A 16,868-nucleotide genomic window follows, 5' to 3' on the forward strand; every position below is an offset into this window, starting at 1 on the left:
AGCTCATATGGAACACGCTATGCATCACTACCAAGTCCTTTCTCGCCTGCTGCTGTATCCCGAGCCCGAGCTGATCGCCCACCTGCCGCAGCTGGACGCGGCGCTGGCGGCCGTGCCGGAACAGCACGCGCTGCTGCGGCCCTTGCTGGCGCACCTGGAAAGCAGCAGCCTGATCGACCTGCAGCAGCAGTACGTGGCCACCTTCGACCGTAATCCGTCGCACTCGCTGCATCTGTTCGAGCATATCCACGGCGAATCGCGCGATCGGGGCCAGGCCATGGTCGACCTGATGGAGGAATACAAGCGCCACGGCCTGCAGATGGTGGGCGACGACTTGCCCGACTTCGTGCCCCTGTTCCTGGAATTCCTGGCGCAGCTCGACGAGGCGGTTTCGGCGCCGCTGCTGGGCGACGCCGTCCACGTGCTGGCGCACATCGGCCGCAAGCTGGCGGCCAACGGCAGCCCGTACGCGCCTGTCTTCACCTTGCTCGAACGTCTGAGTCCCGTGGCGGCCGAAATGCTGGCCGAACCGCCGGTGCGCGACATGGATGAAGCGCTGGAAACCTTCGGTCCCGGCGCGGACGGCGTCGAGCCGCTGCTGCGCCAGGGCCCGGGCCAGGTCGCGGGCGGCGTCCATCCCGTGCATTTTCACCCGCAGCCGCGGCGCGCCGCCTGAGCGGCGCCCGGCATCCGCATGAAGAGGAGTACATCATGAGTCATTATCTGCATCAATTCGTCTACGGCATCTACCCGTACATCGCGCTGGCCATCTTTTTTCTCGGTAGCCTGATCCGCTTCGACCGCGAGCAATACACGTGGAAGTCTGATTCCAGCCAGCTGCTGCACCGTGGCAGCCTGCGCCTGGGCAATATTTTGTTCCACATCGGCATCATCGGCCTGCTGTTCGGCCATGCGGCCGGGCTGCTCACGCCCGTCTGGGTGTGGGATACCCTGGGCGTGTCGCATAGCCTGAAGCAGGGCGTGGCCATGGCGGCCGGCGGCGTGATGGGCAGCCTGTGCCTGGCCGGCATCCTGATCCTGCTCGTGCGCCGCTTTTCCAACGAGCGCCTGCGCGCCGTCACCACGGCCGGCGACAAGCTGGTGATGGTGTGGATCCTGCTGACCTTGCTGCTGGGACTGTCGTCGATCTTCGTGTCCGCCTCGCACATGGATGGCCACATGATGGTCTTGCTGATGCAATGGGCGCAGCACATCGTCACGTTCCGCGCCGATGCGGCCAGCTTCATCGTCGATGCGCCGCTGGTCTTCAAGCTGCATCTGTTCATGGGCATGTCGCTGTTCGTCATCTTCCCGTTCACCCGCCTGGTGCACGTGTGGAGCGGCTTTGGCGCCATCGGCTACCTGGGCCGCGCCTATCAACTGGTGCGCCGCCGTTAAAAAACGCCATGAAAAATCTGCTGCGCGCAGCGATTTGCGGCCTGCGATGCTCACTGTGCATGCGCACAGCTGCGCTTCTCAGCCGCAACTCATCTCCGCTCGCGACGATTTTTCAGGCTATTTATGGAAGGAAAGTAAGATGGGAATCTCCGTCAATGGCATCGATATCGACGATGCCGACATTGCCCGCGAACTGCCGCATCACGACGGTGCCGGCAATCCGCTGAAACAGGCCGTGCATGAACTGGTGCTGCGCCGGCTGCTGCTCGACGAGGCGCAGCGCCTGGGCGTGCAGGGCGGCAGCGATGACGACCGTATCGAGGCGCTGTTTGCGCAGGAAGTGCGCGTGCCGCCCGCCGACGATGCGGCCTGCCGCACCTTTTATGCGCAGCGCCCGCAGCTGTTCTGCAGCGGCGCGCTGGTCGAGGCGCGCCACATCCTGTTCCAGGTGACGCCGGAAGCGCCCCTGGAGCTGCTGCGGGCCACGGCGCAAGCCGTGCTCGATGCATTGAAGCTGGCGCCCGAGCGCTTCGGCGAACTGGCGGCGCAGTATTCGAACTGCCCGTCGGGCGCCTTGGGGGGCAATCTGGGCCAGCTGTCGCCGGGCCAGAGCGTGCCCGAGTTCGACGCGCTGCTGTTCCGCCTGGAAGCGGGCGCGCTGGCCGGCCATTTGCTGGAAACGCGCTTCGGCTACCACATCGTGCAAGTGCTGCGCCGGGTCGAAGGCCAGGCCATCGCCTACGAGGCGGTGCAGGCGCAGATCGCCGACCGCCTGTCGCGCGCCGCGTGGCAGCGGGCCGTGCATCAGTATCTGCATTTGCTGGTGGGCCGCGCCGAGATCGCCGGCATCGCGCTGGAAGGCACAGCCAGTCCTTTAGTGCAATAGACCGGAAGGCGTAGGCCGCTAGGCCTTCTGGGGCACAGCCAGATCGTGTCCCAGCCTTTACAATCAAGGAAGAAACAGGAGTAGCGTCATGGGTAGCGTCAAGTTGCAGGACCGTTTTGGCCGTGCTATCGATTATGTGCGGCTGTCCGTCACCGACCGCTGCGATTTGCGCTGCAGCTATTGCATGCCCAAGGGCTTTCGCGGCTTCGAAGAGCCGAAGGACTGGCTGACGTTCGACGAGATCGAGCGCCTGCTGGGTATTTTTGTCCGCCTGGGCACGCGCCGCGTGCGCCTGACGGGCGGCGAGCCCCTGTTGCGGCGAAAGCTGCCGGAGCTGGCGCAGCGGCTGTCCGCGCTGCCCGGCCTGCAGGACCTGTCGCTGTCGACCAATGCCACGCAGCTGGGCAAGCATGCCGCAGCCCTGCGCGCGGCGGGCGTGGACCGCATCAATGTCAGCCTGGATTCGCTGGACCGCGCCTGCATGCAGCAGATCACGGGACGCGACAGCCTGCAGCCCATCCTCGACGGCCTGATGGCGGGCAAGGCGGCCGGCTTCGATCCGATCAAGATCAATATGGTGGCCATGCGCGGCGTCAATGACGGCCAGATCGAGGCCATGGCCGCGTTCTGCATCGAGCAGCAATTCATCCTGCGCCTGATTGAAGCCATGCCCATGGGCAGCACGGGCCGCAATGCCTGCTACATGCCGCTGGGCCCCGTGCGCGAGCGTCTGGCGGCCCGCTTCGGCCTGGTGCCGCAGGCAACAGAACTGGGCGGCGGGCCGGCGCGCTACATGGCGACCCGGGATGGACGCGCGAGCATCGGTTTTATTACGCCCATGTCGCAGCATTTTTGCGCCACCTGCAACCGCGTGCGCCTGTCCGTCGATGGTACCCTGTATCTGTGCCTGGGCCAGGAAGAGAAATTCGCCTTCGGCCCCATGCTGCGCGGCGGGGCCACGGATGCGGAGATCGAGGCGGCGATCCGCGCCGCCATCGAACTCAAGCCGCAGCAGCACGATTTCAATACGCAGCCGGACAAGATCGTGCGGTTCATGGCGCAGACCGGTGGATGAATGGCGGTGTCAATGCCGGGGTCAGACCCGCCGGGTCTGACCCCGGATCTTGGCTTGTGGGTGGAACGATGTCGCTGACTTGACGGCATAGGAACCACAAACAGGCATTTATTAGGGGCGGTATGAAATTCAAGGCGATGTTTTCCTCCTGGCAGAAGCTGTCGACCAAGATCGTCGGCGCGCTGCTGCTCATGCTCGTGCTGGCCCTGAGCGCCATCGGCTGCACCCTGTTCCTGTCGTGGCAGCTCGAGGGCAGCTCGGCCGCCATCAACGAGACGGGCCGGCTGCGCATGCAGACCTACCGTTTGACCCTGCTGATCGCCAGCGACGCGCGCGAGCAGGCGCGCCAGCAGGCGCTGCTGATCGACGAAACCCTGGCCAAGATCGGCCACGGCGACCCGCAGCGCCCTTTGTTCCTGCCTCCCAGCACGGCCATCAAGTGGGAATTCGAACGCATCGGCGCCGCCTGGCGCGGCGCCTTGCGCCCGGCCGCGCTGGCCGCCGACAGCACGGCGCGCGCGCGCCAGTTCGAGCATGACGCCGACACCTTCGTCGGCCAGGTCGACCAGCTGGTGCGCCTGATCGAGCACGATAGCGAACAGCGCACCTTCTGGCTGCGCGCCTCGCAGCTGATCCTGGTGGGCATGGCCGTCATCGGCACCGTCAGCATGATTTACCTGATGTTCATGCTCATCATCGAGCCCGTGACGCGCCTGCGCCTGGGCATGCAGCGCATGAAGGAGCGCGATTTCAGCGTGCGCCTGGCCGTGGAAAGCAATGACGAATTCGGCCAGCTGGCCAGCGGCTTCAACCAGATGGCCGACCGCCTGCAGGCGCTGTACGGCAATCTGGAGGAGGGCGTGCGCAGCAAGACGGCCACCCTGGAGTACCGCAACCGCGAACTGGCGCTGCTGTACGAAAGCGCCGCCTTTTTGCAGCGCCCGCAGCCGCTGGAAGATATCTGCGGCGGTTTCATGCAGCGCATCGTCGATTATTTCGAGGCGGACGGCTCCACCGTGCGCGTGCTCGACGCGGAGCGGGGCAACCTGCACATGGTGGTGCACCACGGCCTGTCGGAGGAACTGGTGGCGTCCGAGCACTGCCTGAAGGTGGGCGACTGCCTGTGCGGCACGGCCGTCGAGATGAAGGTGGCGAAGGTGCACGACATGCGCCGCATCGACAAGGCGCACGAGCTGCGCTGCCACCGCGAGGGCTTTGCCACCGTCTCCGTGTTCCAGATTCACGCGCACGAACAGCACATGGGCTTTTTCAACCTGCATTTCCGCCTGGCCCGCGTGTTCTCGGCGCGCGAGCTGGCCTTGCTGGAAACCCTGGGCCAGCTGCTGGGCATTGCGCTGGAAAACCTGCGCCTGGCCGCGCGCGAACGCGAAATGGCCGTCTCCGAAGAGCGCAACCTGGTGGCGCAGGGCCTGCACGACAGCATTGCGCAAAGCCTCAATTTCCTCAACCTGCAGGTGCAGATGCTGGACGACTCCGTGCGCCATGCCCGTTTCGAGGAAGTGGCGGGCATCGTGCCGGCCCTGCACGCGGGCGTGAAGGAAAGCTATGAAGACGTGCGCGAGCTGCTGGCCAACTTCCGCAGCCGCCTGATGGAGGACGACCTGATCGGCTCCCTGCGCGCGGCGCTGGACAAGTTCCGCCGCCAGACGGGCATCGATGCGGAGCTGCTGGCCGACGTCGACGGCGCGCCGTTCCCCCGCGAGCAGCAATTGCAGCTATTATTCATCGTGCAGGAAGCGCTGTCGAACATCCGCAAGCACGCCCAGGCCAGCCATGTCGAGGTGCGCCTGGCCGACCACCAGGATTTCACCCTGACGATCAGCGACAATGGCGTGGGCTTCGACGCCGCAGCCGTGCTGGAAAAGGGCGACAGCCATGTCGGCATCCATATCATGCGCGAGCGCGCGCAGCGCATCGAGGCCACGTTCGACGTGCACGCCTGTCCCGGCGGCGGCACCACGGTCGAACTGCACCTGTCGCGCGAGCAGCGCCGCGCCGCCTAAGCAACTACCTGAAAGTATAAAAATGGAGACTCCCGTCAAACCGATCACCGTCATGCTGGTGGACGACCACGCGCTGTTCCGCAGCGGCATACGTTCGCTGCTGCAGCGGCATACCGATTTTTCCGTCGTGGGCGAGGCGGCCGACGGCGTGGAAGGCATCAAGCGCGCCATCCAGCTGCAGCCCGACGTGGTGCTGCTGGACCTGAACATGGCCGGCATGTCGGGCGTGGAAGCGCTGCAGCTGATGCAGCACGACTGTCCCGACACGGCCATCGTCATGCTGACCGTCTCGGAAGACGCGGAAGACCTGGCGACGGCCCTGCGCGCGGGCGCCTGCGGCTACCTGATCAAGAATATCGACGCCGACTACCTGGTGCGCGCCATCCGCCGCGCGGCCGCCGGCGAAGTGGTCATCGCCGAAGCGATGACGGGCAAGCTGGTGGCGCAGCTGCAGGCGGGCACGCGGCGCGAGGAACCCGTGTCGGAACTCGACAAGCTGACGCCGCGCGAAAAGGAAATCATCGACTGCCTGTCGCGCGGCGAAAGCAACAAGGGCATCGCGCGCACCCTCGACCTGGCCGAAAGCACGGTCAAGATCCACGTGCAGAACGTGCTGAAAAAACTCAACCTCACCAGCCGCGTGCAGGCGGCCGTGTACGCGGTCGAGCACCGCCAGGGCAAGTAGCCTTCCGGGGTCTGGCCGCCGGGCCAGGCCCTGCAGCTATCTCCATGTATTCTTCTAGTCCTTTTTGCCGATGGTGAGATCTGTACTTTTAAAGTAGTATATTGAATATATCTTTAAAGGCGAGTCCATCATGGCCATCAGTCCCATCAGCGAACCATCCACCCGGGCTGCGTCCTCCGGCGCCGCGCCCTGGCATGCCCGTCACGCCGTCTGGCAACTGGGCTTTCGCCCGTTCTACCTGCTGGCAGCCGTGTTTGCGGCCATCAGCGTTCCCCTGTGGCTGGCCAGCTATACGGGCATGCTGACGGGCGGCCTGCAGGTGGGGCTGGGCTGGCATATGCACGAGATGGTGTTCGGCTTTGCGCTGGCCGTCGTCGTGGGATTCCTATACACGGCGGGGCGCAACTGGACGGGTTTGCCCACGCCGCACGGCGTCCTGCTGATGGCGCTGGCGGGCCTGTGGCTGGCGGGGCGCGTCGCCATGCTGTGCGGGCCTGGCTTCGTGGCGGCGCTGGTCGAGTGGCTGTTCCTGCCGCTGGCCGCCTGGCCACTGTACAGTGTGCTGCGCCGCTCGGGCAACACGCGCAACCTGTTCCTCGTCGGCTTGCTGGCCTTGCTGGCGCTGGCCAACGGCCTGTTCCACGCTGCCGTGCTGGGCTGGCTGCCGCTGTCGCTGTTCGTGCCCGTGCAGGCGGCCATCTTCATCATCGTGCTGATCGAGTCGGTGATCGGCGCGCGCGTGATCCCCATGTTTACCCGCAATGGCGCGCCGGGCAGCACGCCCGTGGCCAGTCCGAAGCGGGCGCTGGCCGCCGTGGCCTGCATGGCGGCCGCCGCCATCGCGTGGCTGGCCGGCGCGCCGGCCTGGCTGACGGCACCGCTGGCCTTCTGCGCTGCCGGCGTGTCGCTGGCCAATCTGCTGGCCTGGCAGCCGCAGCGCACCGTGCGCGTGCCGTTGCTGTGGATCTTGCACCTGTCGTATGCGTGGATAGGCGTGGGCTTTGCGCTGCTGGCGCTGGCCAGCCTGGGTTTGCTGCCGGCCAGCGCCGCATTTCACGCGCTGACGGTGGGCTCGATGGCGGGCCTGATCATCGGCATGATGACGCGCACCACCCTGGGCCACACGGGCCGTCCGCTCAAGGCGGGCAGGGCGGAAGCGGCGATGTACTGGCTGATACAGCTGGGGGCGCTGGCGCGCCTGCTGGCGGCCATCGGTCCTGCCTCGCTGCTGCCGCCGTTCCTGCTGGCGGCAGGGCTGTGCTGGACCCTGGCCTTTATCCTGTATGCGGTCGTGTACGCGCCCTATCTGTGGCGCGCCAGGGTGGACGGGCGCGAAGGCTGACGCGTCTCAGGCGCGCCACCAGAGCAGCAGTTTTTTGAGGTCGGGTAGCCAGTAGGACAGCGATTCGCCGACGATAAAGATCAGCATGCCCAGCATGAGGGCTTTCAGCAGCAGATCACGGCACCAGATCATCTTGTCCCCCAAATTTGATTAGATGTAATTTTAACACTTGCTCACAGGAATTTGTTGTTCCTGTGGGACAGCCGCCGCATACTCGGCCATGCCACGCCGCACTTCCGCTTCCACCTGGGCCAGCAGGTGCATGGTGCCGTCGAGCCAGTCCGGCGCGGGCCGTTCCTGCTGGCGCGCCAGCTGTTCCAGCGCCGTCAGGCGCGCCACCAGTGCTGTGGCGCCCAGCAGCGCCACGCTGCCGCGCAAGTCATGGCTGCTGCGCAGGATGGCTTGCGGCGTGCCGCTGCGCACGGCTTGCGCCAGATGCGCGAGCATGGCGGGCGCCATATCGAGATACGTCTGGCACAGCGAGCGAAACAGCGGCAAGTCCTGGCAGGCGGCGCGCAGCAGCTGGGGCGGGTCGATGTGGCGGTAGGGCTGCATGGCCTCAGGCGGGCGCGCCGCGCCGCGCGTGGGTCGCGCAGCAGGCCCGCAGGTAGCCGCGCAGTTCGTCGTAGTTGACGGGCTTGGCAAAGAAGACCACGCCCTGCGGCACGCCGCCGCGCGCATCGAGTTCTTCCGGCGACAGGCTCGACAGCATGGCGATATGCATGTCGGCCAGCAGCGGGTCGTCCAGGATGGTGCGTATGACTTCGTAGCCGTCGATGCCTTCCATGATGATATCTGCCAGCAAGATGTCGGGTTGGTCGCGAGCAATTTCCATCAAGGCCTGGTAGCCATTTTCGCAAAAGCGCAGGCTCACCTGCAAGCCCCAGGACGTGATCTGTTTTTGATACAGCGCGCGTTCCATGGGATTATCCTCGATCACGAGGATGGAGGCGGGAAGCATGGCGCCCGACTGTCTGGCAGGGCGTGGCGCGCGTGCATCCTGGCTATGTTGTGCGTAGTTACTCTTGTAGGCATGCACCGCGGCAAGGGGAATGCGCCGGTGGCCGCCCTTGGTTTTCCACGCCTCGATCACGCCTGCCTCCACCAGCTGCTGCACGGAGGTGACGGAAATGCCGAGGATCTCGGCGGCTTTTTGCGTGGTACAGACGTCGGCTGCTTGCATGGGGGATCAAGGTCGCTGGGGATGAGGGCATCATACGCAGAGCCTGCCAGTAAATCAAATTAATCAAATCTGGCGAATCTGATTCAGGGCAGGCTTTCCGCGCCCCTGCGCCGCTCCGCGCGCCACTGCGGCTGCTGCAGCTGCGTGACGGCGCTCGACAGCACCTCCAGCGCCACCAGCAGGTCTGCATGCAGGGACCGCTGCGCCTCGATGTCATTGCTGAAGCTGGCATGGACGGCCGCGCCCGACAAGCGCCTGAGCGGCACCAGTCCCAAGGCCGTGCTGGCGTCGAATATCTCTTGCGCCAGCACGCGGGCCGGGGCAGTGCGGCCGCAGCGCAGCGCATGCGCGATGCCGGCCAGGCGGTCGCGCGTCTCGGCCACGAACAGGGCCAGGATTTCGCCCTGCACCACGCGGTCTTCGCCAAACAGGGCATCGAGACGCGCTTGCTCGAAGGGCGGCGTGCGCCGCTCGGGGGCGGCGGGCATGGGCGGCGCGGCGCGTTCGCCGCTGGCTGCCGGCGCCGCGGGGGCGGCACTGCGGGCCTGCAACAGCTCAAACAGGCCGGCAGCGGCCGCTTCGCCGCCGTTGCGCCGTTCCCGGCGCGGATGGCGCCACAGCAGGGCGGCCAGCAGCAACAGCAAGCCCGTCAAGGCCAGGCCCGGCCGCACGAGCGTCATGCCGTCGCTGCGGGCCAGCAGGTAGGTGTAGATGAAGGCGCTCATGATAGAGGCTGCCAATGGCGGATGCGGCGGAGGGGGGCGTGCGGCATGGTGGAACTCCTGTTCAATACGTCCGGCTGCGGTTTTCTTGCAGCTTGGGAAACGTTTTTAACAAAAATCACGATTGCTTCATTTTAGATCAATATTTATTTTATTTGGGAAATTTGTTTTTTCGGCCGGCGGGCGCGCCTGGCATGTGGCCCGAAAAGCAACACGGCAAGAAATATTGCGCTCTCGCGTGTGCCACGCCTTGCCAATTAGTGAAAAAATGCAATTTCCTTGATCGCCCTCAAATACGGTGCGCTGGCGCGTGCCGCCGACTGACTCTTGTAAAGGAGCATCATGACTGCCTCTGCCCGGCCTGGACCCTTGCTTACCATCACCGCGGTCATCTTCATCTTGCTGGGCCTGGCGCTTGCCGGCGGCGGCGCCTGGCTCATCAGCCTTGGCGGCTCCTGGTATTACGTCGTGGCGGGTATCGGCATGATAGTTGCCGGCGCGCTCGTGTGGAAAGGACGGCGCAGCGCCCAGCTGTTTCTTGCGCTGCTGTTGTTTGCCACCCTGATCTGGTCCGTCATCGAAGTGAAGTTCGACTGGTGGCAATTGCTGCCGCGCCTAGACATCTGGTTCGCCGCCGCCGTCTGGCTGCTGCTGCCGTTCATCGACCGCCGCCTCGATCCGCCCCTGGCCGCCGGGGCGAAACCGCGCGACGCGGGCAAGAGCGCCTTGCTTGCCGCCGTGGTGCTGACGGCCGCCGTGGGCGTGTTCTCGCTGTTCCAGGATTACTACACCTTGCACGGCGAAGTACCGGCGGAAAACATGGCTGCCGCGCCGCAAGGCGACTACGCACCGGGCGTGGCGCCCAACGACTGGGCCGCGTACGGGCGCTCCGGCTATGGCGACCGCTACGCGCCGGCCGCGCAGATCACGCCGGCCAACGCCTCGCAGCTGAAACAGGCGTGGGTATACAACACGGGCGACTTCAAGGGGCCGAGCGACCCGGGCGAGATCGCCAACGAAGTCACGCCGCTGAAGGTCAACGGCATGCTGTACCTGTGCACGCCCCATAACATCGTCATCGCGCTGGACCCGGACACGGGCAAGGAGCTCTGGCGCCACGATCCGAAGATCAACCGCGACGCCTCCAGCTACCAGCACATGATTTGCCGCGGCGTCGCCTACTGGGACGTGAACGCGGGCCGCGCCAAGGACAATCCGCTGCCGGAAGCGGCCAGCATGGAGTGTCCGCGCCGCATCTTCGCGCCCACCATGGATGCGACCCTGATCGCCGTCAATGCAGATACGGGCGAGGCGTGCAAAAGCTTTGGCGAAAACGGCGTGATCGGCCTGTACCACGGCATGGGCATGAAGAAGCGGGGCTTTTTGATGCCCACGTCGCCTCCGGCCGTGGCGCAGAACGTGGTGGTGATGGCTGCCAGCGTGACAGATAACTTTTCCACGGAAGAACCGTCGGGCGTGATCCGCGGCTACGATCCCGTCACCGGCAAGCTGATGTGGAACTGGGATGCGTCGAATCCGGACGACACGGCGCCTATCGCCGATGGCAAGACCTACACCAACAATTCGCCCAATTCCTGGGGCGTGTCCAGCGTGGATGAAAAGCTGGGCATGGTGTACATCCCGATGGGCAATGAAACCCCCGATACCTGGGGCGGCAACCGCAATCCCCATGGCGAGAAATACAATAGCGCCATCGTCGCGCTGGACTTGGCGACGGGCAAGGTGCGCTGGGTGTACCAGACCGTGCACCACGATATCTGGGACATGGATATCGGCGGCCAGCCCACCCTGGTCGATATCGACACGCCGAAAGGCAAGGTGCCCTCCGTGGTGGCCACCACCAAGCGGGGCGATATCTATGTGATCGACCGCCGCGATGGCAGCCTGGTGGTGCCGGCGCCGGAAAAACCCGTGCCGACGGCCAATGCCGCCCCAGGCGACACCCTGTCGCCCACGCAGCCATTCTCGGCCCTGACTTTCCTGCCCGAGAAAAACATCAGCGAAACGGATATGTGGGGCACGACGCCGTTCGACCAGCTGGCTTGCCGCATCATCTTCCGCCAGCACCGCTATGAAGGGCCGTTCACGCCGCAAACGGTGGCCGAAGGCAAGATCAAGGGCGCCATCATCTCGCCGGGCCCGCTGGGCATCTTTGAGTGGGGCGGGGCGGCCGTCGATCCGGGCCGGCAATTGCTGCTGGTGAACCCCGACTACATGGGCTTCCTGGAACGCCTGGTACCGCGCGCGCAAGCCAATGCGCCGGGCGGGACGGGCACGGAAATGGGCTTGCAGCCGCAGACGGGCGTGCCGTTTGCCGTGGAAATCAAGCCTTTCCTGTCGCCGCTGGGCTTCCCTTGCCAGGCGCCGCCGTGGGGCTATATCGCCGCCGTCGACTTGCGCACCATGAAAAAAGTGTGGATGCACAAGAACGGCACCACGCGCGACAGCGCACCCGTGCCCATCGCCTTGCCGCTGGGCGTGCCCAGCCTGGGCGGCATCAGCACCACGGGCGGCGGCGTGGCCTTCCTCAGCAGCACGCTCGACTACTACATCCGCGGCTACGACGTGCGCAATGGCAAGACCGTGTGGAAAGCCCGCTTGCCGGCCGGCGGCCAGGCTACGCCGATGAGCTATGTCTCCGACAAGACGGGCAAGCAATATGTGGTGGTGATGGCCGGCGGCCACGGTTCGCTGGGCACGAAGATGGGCGATAGCCTGGTGGCGTTTGCCTTGCCGGACGAAGCCGTGAAGGAAGCGGGGAAAGCGAAATAAGCGCTACGCATCCGCGGCATGGACTGGCCATGCCGCGGATGAACTGCCGTTGAGGCGCCCGACCTTACTGCAAGCGGCGATTCAAGACGATCAGTTCGGCATTGCCCGCGTTGTCGTCTGCCATCGGGTAGAGCACTACCGCATAAGCACGATCGCCCGTCTTGTTGATGCTGGAAATGATCAAGTTGTCACGGGGTATGGACAAAAGCTCGTTGGTCAGCAAGTTCCTGTAGCCTTGCTCACCTTTGCTATAGAAGATTTCCAATAACTGATCATTTTTCGTGGTCAGCCAGCCGTTTCCAAACTCGCTATTGAAACGGGTGATGAAAGTGTCGTCGCCGATGTTGACCGGCTGCCATGTATTGAACAATGGATCAGCAAAGTCCACCAATTCAATGACGGCACTGGCACCATTCCCATCTATTTTCTGGATAAGGAGCTTGTCTTTTTCCTGCGCCAGCAGATAAGAATCTCCGTCGAAGGAAGCGCTTAATATCTGCAAAACATAGAGGCCATCCGAGTCGATTTCGCGATGCCGGATCACATTGCCTTTTTCATCAAGCTCGCGGTGCAGGAGCAGGCTGTCTTCATTGGCCAGCAAATGAATCGCCTTGTTGGCAATGCTGATTCTGTTATTCGCGGGCAATGGGACCTTGATATTGTTTTTCTTTTTTAGTTTTCCATTGATAAATTCGATGGCCAGGATCTTGTCGGGTTTGCTGTCATAGAAATCCACGTCGTGGAATATCGAACAGGTTTCCGTTGTCCCGATGAAGTTTCCTGTAAATGGACGGCTACCCTTCGGTATTTCCACGTCTTCACGATCAAAGATGGGAATGCTGATTTCCAGTTCCTTGTCAGGATGATAGGGGATGACGGACACATAGTTTTCCTGATCCGGACTCAGGAACAATGTCGGCAAAATTCCGTCATCCTCGGCGTAGTTATCGATCGCGCCATCCACCTCAACAATCGTATAAATCAGCTTATACGTGCCATTTTTTCCGTATACATAGTTCGCCAGCAGCGTCTTTTCAGCAAATGCAATGCTGTCTTTTGCCGATACCTGTGTCTCAGCGACGAGCGTTGTCATGGTGCACAAGTCGCCCTGTGTAACAGACGATGCATAGGGCGTTACCTTGTCGAGGTTTTTCATGCGTCAGATTATCTCCGTGTCTTATTGCGTGGCCAGTCCCAGCTTCAATCCCACCAGCTTGCCCGGCGCGGCATCCGTTTTTTCCGGCGCGCCCGCGCTGACCCTGGCTGCCGGCGTGCCATCCTGCTGCAGGGCCGCCAGGATCGCCGCGCTGCGCTGGCTGCCCAGCTTGCTCAAGGCATCGGCAGGCAGGGGCTGCTTCGCTTCCAGCTGCTCGCGCAAGCCGTTATAGAACGCGCCCGTGTCGGCCACTTGCGGTTCGCCTTCGATCAGCTTGCCCAGGCGCTGCCAGACGGGAATCTTGGCTGCCGCCGCAGCGGAGGCGCTGGCCGACGAGGCTGCCGCGGCCGCAGGCGCTGCCGACTCCGCCGTCTTTTTCTGCTTGTCCAGCTCGGCTTTGCCGAAGCGTTCGCCATACAGGTCGCGCAGGGCGCCCCGTACCTTGCGTTCGCCCAGGTTCAACGGTCCCGGCTCTTCGCCCGCTTCCAGCTTGATGCCGGCCTTGGCAGCCACGGCGCGGCGCACGGCCTGGGCGCGCAGGGCGGCCGCATCCGTGTCGCTGTACTGGCCCGGCACGGCCAGCTTCAGCTGTTCGCGCTTGGCGAGGATTTGCGCCACCTGCTTGAGCTTTTCCCGTTCGGGCGGCAGCAGCACGGCGCTGCCTGCATCGAAGTCGATGGCTTCGAGCTTGTCGGCGCTGATGCCCAGCAGGTTGCCCAGCGCGCGGAACGGCGCCGTGACGATTTTCGTCAGCACATTGCCCACGGCTTTCCAGATCAGGGCGCCATAGCTGAATTGCGGGTCGTTCATGTCGCCCGACACGGGCAATCCCAGGTCGATGCGCCCGTCGCTATCCTTGAGGATGGCCAGCGCCAGTTCCAGCGGCAGCTTCAAGGCGTCGGGGCTGTCGATGCGTTCGCCCAGGGTCAGCTTGTCGAGCACGATCTGGTTGGTGCCGTCGAGCTGGCGGTTGCGCACCTTGTATTGCAAGTCCAGCGAAATCTTGCCTTCAGCCACTTTGTACCCGGCAAACTTCATCGTGTACGGCGAGGCGGACACCATGTCGACGTTCTTGAACACCACGTTCAAGTCCGTATTGTCCGTGGGCGCGAACGGATTCAGTTGTCCGCGCACGCGGGCCAGGCCGAACTCGTCGATGCGGCCGTCCAGTTCGATCTGGCTGCGCGCATCGCGTTTCGTCGACAGGCCCGTGACGACGCCGTTGAGTTCATAGATCTTGGCGGCGAACTGGGGCCGCAAGCTGAGGTCGGCAAAGTCCAGCTTGGCATTTTGCAGGCGCACGCGGCGCACGCGCACGGGGAAGGCCGCGTCGGCGGCCGGCGTGGCGGCGGCCGATGGCGCGGGCGCAGGGGCGGTGGCCGGCTCGGGCGCTTTCACCAGCAGGCGCTGCGCGTTCAGGCTGCGGTCGTTTTCGATGATCAGCTGGGCGTTCGGTTCCACCACGCGCAGTTCGGGGATGTCGACGAAGTCGGGCCCCACGCTGGCCGTCAGCTTGTCGGCGCGCACGCTTTTCCACGAGGCAAATCGCTTGCCATCCGTTTCATTGAGCACGAGGCCCGCGATGTCGATGCCGCCCACATAGCGCACTTTCGGCGCCTTCGGCGCGCCGCCGCCCGTCGTCAGGCGGCCGCTGCCGGAGAGCGCGCCGCCTGCCAGCTTCAGTTTCAGATGCTGCGCCAGCAAGGGCTGCACGGGCGCCAGGGTCAGCTGTTTCAAGTTCAATTGCGCATCGACGGCGCCCTTGCCTGGCACGAACTTGCCGTTGGCAGTGAGCAAGCCGCCTTCGCGCAAACCCACGCCCAGCTCGAACGGCAGCGCCTGCTGCATATCGTTGCTGACGTTCTGCAGGGACAGTCTAGCATCCTGCAGATTGCCCTTGATGCCGGTGCCCGCATCGTCGAAACGGGCGCCGAACTTGCTCAGTTCTACCTTGTCTACCTTGGTGGACCAGGGCGCGGATGGCGCATCCTTGGCAGGATCAGCCTTGCCGGAGGCAAACACGGGCAGCTTTTGCGCAATCGCAAAATCGCCCTGGCGGTTGCGCGCCAGGTCGATCTGCGCGCCGCTGGCCGTCACGGCGCCCAGGTGCACGCTGCGCGCCGCCAGGTCGATCTTGCCTTCCGTAAAGCCCAATTGGGCCAGTTTGAACGGCGTTTGCGCACCCCGCTGCATGGCGAGGTCGGCCAGGCTGAAGTTGGCGCCGTCGATCACGGTGGCCATGCCCGATGGCCCTTGCTGCAAGACCAGTTGCAAGTTCAGCTGCAGCTGCCGGGCGCTCAGTTGCAGCGCCGGCGAGACGGTTTCATCGATGGCGGACACGTCCACGTTGGCCAGGGCCAGCTGCTTCACGTCCACTTTCCACTTGCCCGGCGTTGCCGCTGCGGCAGGTGCGGCCGCTGGCGCTGTGGGATTGCCCGCCCGCATCAGGTTGGCCACGTCGATCTCGCCCTTGGCATCGCGGCGCACGGCCACCTTGCCGCCGTACAGATTGACTTTATCCACGGTGACGCTCTGGCGGGCCAGGTCGACGTTGACGCCGGCGATGCCCAGGGTGCTCAGCGCGGTAAACGGTGCACCCTTGCCATCCTGTACCAGCGCCAGGTCGCGCAAGGCCAGGCCCGCGCCCTTGACCGTGGCTTCCAGCTTGCCATCCGCATAGGAAAAGGCGTAGGGCAGGCGTGCCGACAGCTTGCCGCTGGTCACTTGCGCGCGCGTGTAGGCTTTCAGATAGGCGGCCAGGCCGGGCAGGGAAGCGTCGTTCAGTATCAGTTCACCTTCGCCCCGGATCGGACTGAGCGAGGCCGTGCCGCGCCAGTGCAGCTTGCCGCCACGCGCCGCATCGGCGCTGAGACTGTAGCTGCCGTTGGCGTCGGGCAGGGTCGAAATATTGTCGAGCGTAAAGTTGATCGGCGTGAAGTTGTCCGCATAGCCCGCCTTTTGGTCTTGCCAGTCCACTTTGCCTTGCTCCAGCGCAAAGTGGGCGATGATCAGGCGCGGCATGCCGCCGTCGCTTTTTTCCGGGTGATTGCGTTGCCAGGTGACCAGCACTTCGGCCAGGTTGAACTTGCCGTCCGGCGTAATGGTCAGCTGCGCCTGCGGTGCCGTGATGCGGATTTCCGCCAGGCTCCAGGCGCGGCGCACGATGGATTTCCATTCCAGCTGCACGGCCAGCGCGCCGATGGACAGCAGCGGCGCGCCGCCCTTGCCATCGGCGCTGGCCGCTTCCTTCAAGGCGATCTGGTCTGCTTCCAGGCGCAAGGTGAACGGGTTGAAGCGCACGTCCGCGATGCTGGCCTGGCGCGCGAGTTCTTTCTCGGCAAATTTGGGTAACTGGTTTTTGATGACGTAGGGCACCAGCCAGAAGCCGGCCGCACTGTAGGCGGCCAGCGCGCAGCCTGTGCCCAGGGCCCAGCGCTGCCAGCGTTTCCAGCGAAATGTTTTCGTCTGCACGCTTTTGTTGTCGATTGTGTTCACGAACTTACCTTTTGATCTTGTTGGGCGGCACATCTTGCACGCCGTGACTGTCAGTATGCCTCTTTGCGGCCTCGTCTGCAAAATCCAAACGTGTTCATGTGATAACAGG

At 64.2% G+C, this 16,868-nt stretch carries 14 protein-coding genes; 8 read left to right on the forward strand and 6 right to left on the reverse strand.

Going from position 1 to position 16,868, the window contains the following annotated elements; all coding sequences use genetic code 11:
• Positions 1-7 precede the first annotated feature (7 nt).
• From narJ to VPH41_RS08830, 7 genes are all read left to right on the forward strand, one after another.
• A complete protein-coding gene (gene narJ / locus VPH41_RS08800; protein WP_328569677.1) occupies positions 8-676 on the forward strand; it encodes a nitrate reductase molybdenum cofactor assembly chaperone in 669 nt (222 codons plus the stop codon).
• 35 nt (positions 677-711) lie between these two features.
• A complete protein-coding gene (narI, locus tag VPH41_RS08805; RefSeq protein WP_328569678.1) occupies positions 712-1,398 on the forward strand; it encodes a respiratory nitrate reductase subunit gamma in 687 nt (228 codons plus the stop codon).
• A gap of 139 nt (positions 1,399-1,537) precedes the next feature.
• Complete coding sequence (locus tag VPH41_RS08810) at positions 1,538-2,284, forward strand: peptidylprolyl isomerase (RefSeq protein ID WP_328569679.1); 747 nt, start codon at positions 1,538-1,540, stop codon at positions 2,282-2,284.
• A gap of 88 nt (positions 2,285-2,372) precedes the next feature.
• Complete coding sequence (gene moaA, locus VPH41_RS08815) at positions 2,373-3,359, forward strand: GTP 3',8-cyclase MoaA (RefSeq protein ID WP_152284097.1); 987 nt, start codon at positions 2,373-2,375, stop codon at positions 3,357-3,359.
• Positions 3,360-3,481: 122 nt separating this feature from the next.
• Positions 3,482-5,383, forward strand: coding sequence for a type IV pili methyl-accepting chemotaxis transducer N-terminal domain-containing protein (locus VPH41_RS08820; protein ID WP_328569680.1), 1,902 nt, complete (start codon positions 3,482-3,484; stop codon positions 5,381-5,383).
• Positions 5,384-5,405: 22 nt separating this feature from the next.
• On the forward strand, positions 5,406-6,068 hold the full coding sequence (locus VPH41_RS08825) for a response regulator (protein WP_071323820.1): 663 nt from the start codon (positions 5,406-5,408) through the stop codon (positions 6,066-6,068).
• A 130-nt stretch (positions 6,069-6,198) separates the two neighbouring features.
• Entirely contained in the window at positions 6,199-7,410 is a 1,212-nt protein-coding gene (locus VPH41_RS08830) for an NnrS family protein (RefSeq protein ID WP_328569681.1), read from the forward strand.
• A 6-nt stretch (positions 7,411-7,416) separates the two neighbouring features.
• On the opposite strand, the gene VPH41_RS08835 is transcribed toward VPH41_RS08830, so the two are convergent.
• From VPH41_RS08835 to VPH41_RS08850, 4 genes are all read right to left on the reverse strand, one after another.
• On the reverse strand, positions 7,417-7,542 hold the full coding sequence (locus VPH41_RS08835) for a hypothetical protein (RefSeq protein ID WP_264372554.1): 126 nt from the start codon (positions 7,540-7,542) through the stop codon (positions 7,417-7,419).
• Between the two features lie 30 nt (positions 7,543-7,572).
• The gene (locus tag VPH41_RS08840; RefSeq protein ID WP_328569682.1) at positions 7,573-7,965 is read right to left on the reverse strand and encodes an Hpt domain-containing protein; all 393 of its coding nucleotides are present in this window, start codon (positions 7,963-7,965) and stop codon (positions 7,573-7,575) included.
• A 4-nt stretch (positions 7,966-7,969) separates the two neighbouring features.
• On the reverse strand, positions 7,970-8,593 hold the full coding sequence (locus VPH41_RS08845) for a response regulator (RefSeq protein ID WP_152284101.1): 624 nt from the start codon (positions 8,591-8,593) through the stop codon (positions 7,970-7,972).
• An 83-nt stretch (positions 8,594-8,676) separates the two neighbouring features.
• Positions 8,677-9,318 (reverse strand): hypothetical protein, encoded by a 642-nt coding sequence (locus tag VPH41_RS08850; RefSeq protein WP_328569683.1) that lies wholly within the window; start codon positions 9,316-9,318, stop codon positions 8,677-8,679.
• Positions 9,319-9,684: 366 nt separating this feature from the next.
• Here VPH41_RS08850 and VPH41_RS08855 point away from each other — a divergent pair, with 366 nt between their 5' ends.
• Positions 9,685-12,108, forward strand: coding sequence for a membrane-bound PQQ-dependent dehydrogenase, glucose/quinate/shikimate family (locus tag VPH41_RS08855; RefSeq protein ID WP_328569684.1), 2,424 nt, complete (start codon positions 9,685-9,687; stop codon positions 12,106-12,108).
• 64 nt (positions 12,109-12,172) lie between these two features.
• Here the strand turns inward: VPH41_RS08855 and VPH41_RS08860 are convergent, their stop codons facing one another.
• Positions 12,173-13,264: a hypothetical protein gene (locus VPH41_RS08860; protein ID WP_328569685.1), complete on the reverse strand. Its 1,092-nt coding sequence runs from the start codon at positions 13,262-13,264 to the stop codon at positions 12,173-12,175.
• Between the two features lie 21 nt (positions 13,265-13,285).
• On the reverse strand, positions 13,286-16,759 hold the full coding sequence (locus tag VPH41_RS08865) for a DUF748 domain-containing protein (RefSeq protein WP_328569686.1): 3,474 nt from the start codon (positions 16,757-16,759) through the stop codon (positions 13,286-13,288).
• Positions 16,760-16,868 lie beyond the last annotated feature (109 nt).

The sequence above is a fragment of the Janthinobacterium sp. P210006 genome, from assembly GCF_036231885.1.
Lineage (GTDB): Bacteria > Pseudomonadota > Gammaproteobacteria > Burkholderiales > Burkholderiaceae_D > Janthinobacterium > Janthinobacterium violaceinigrum.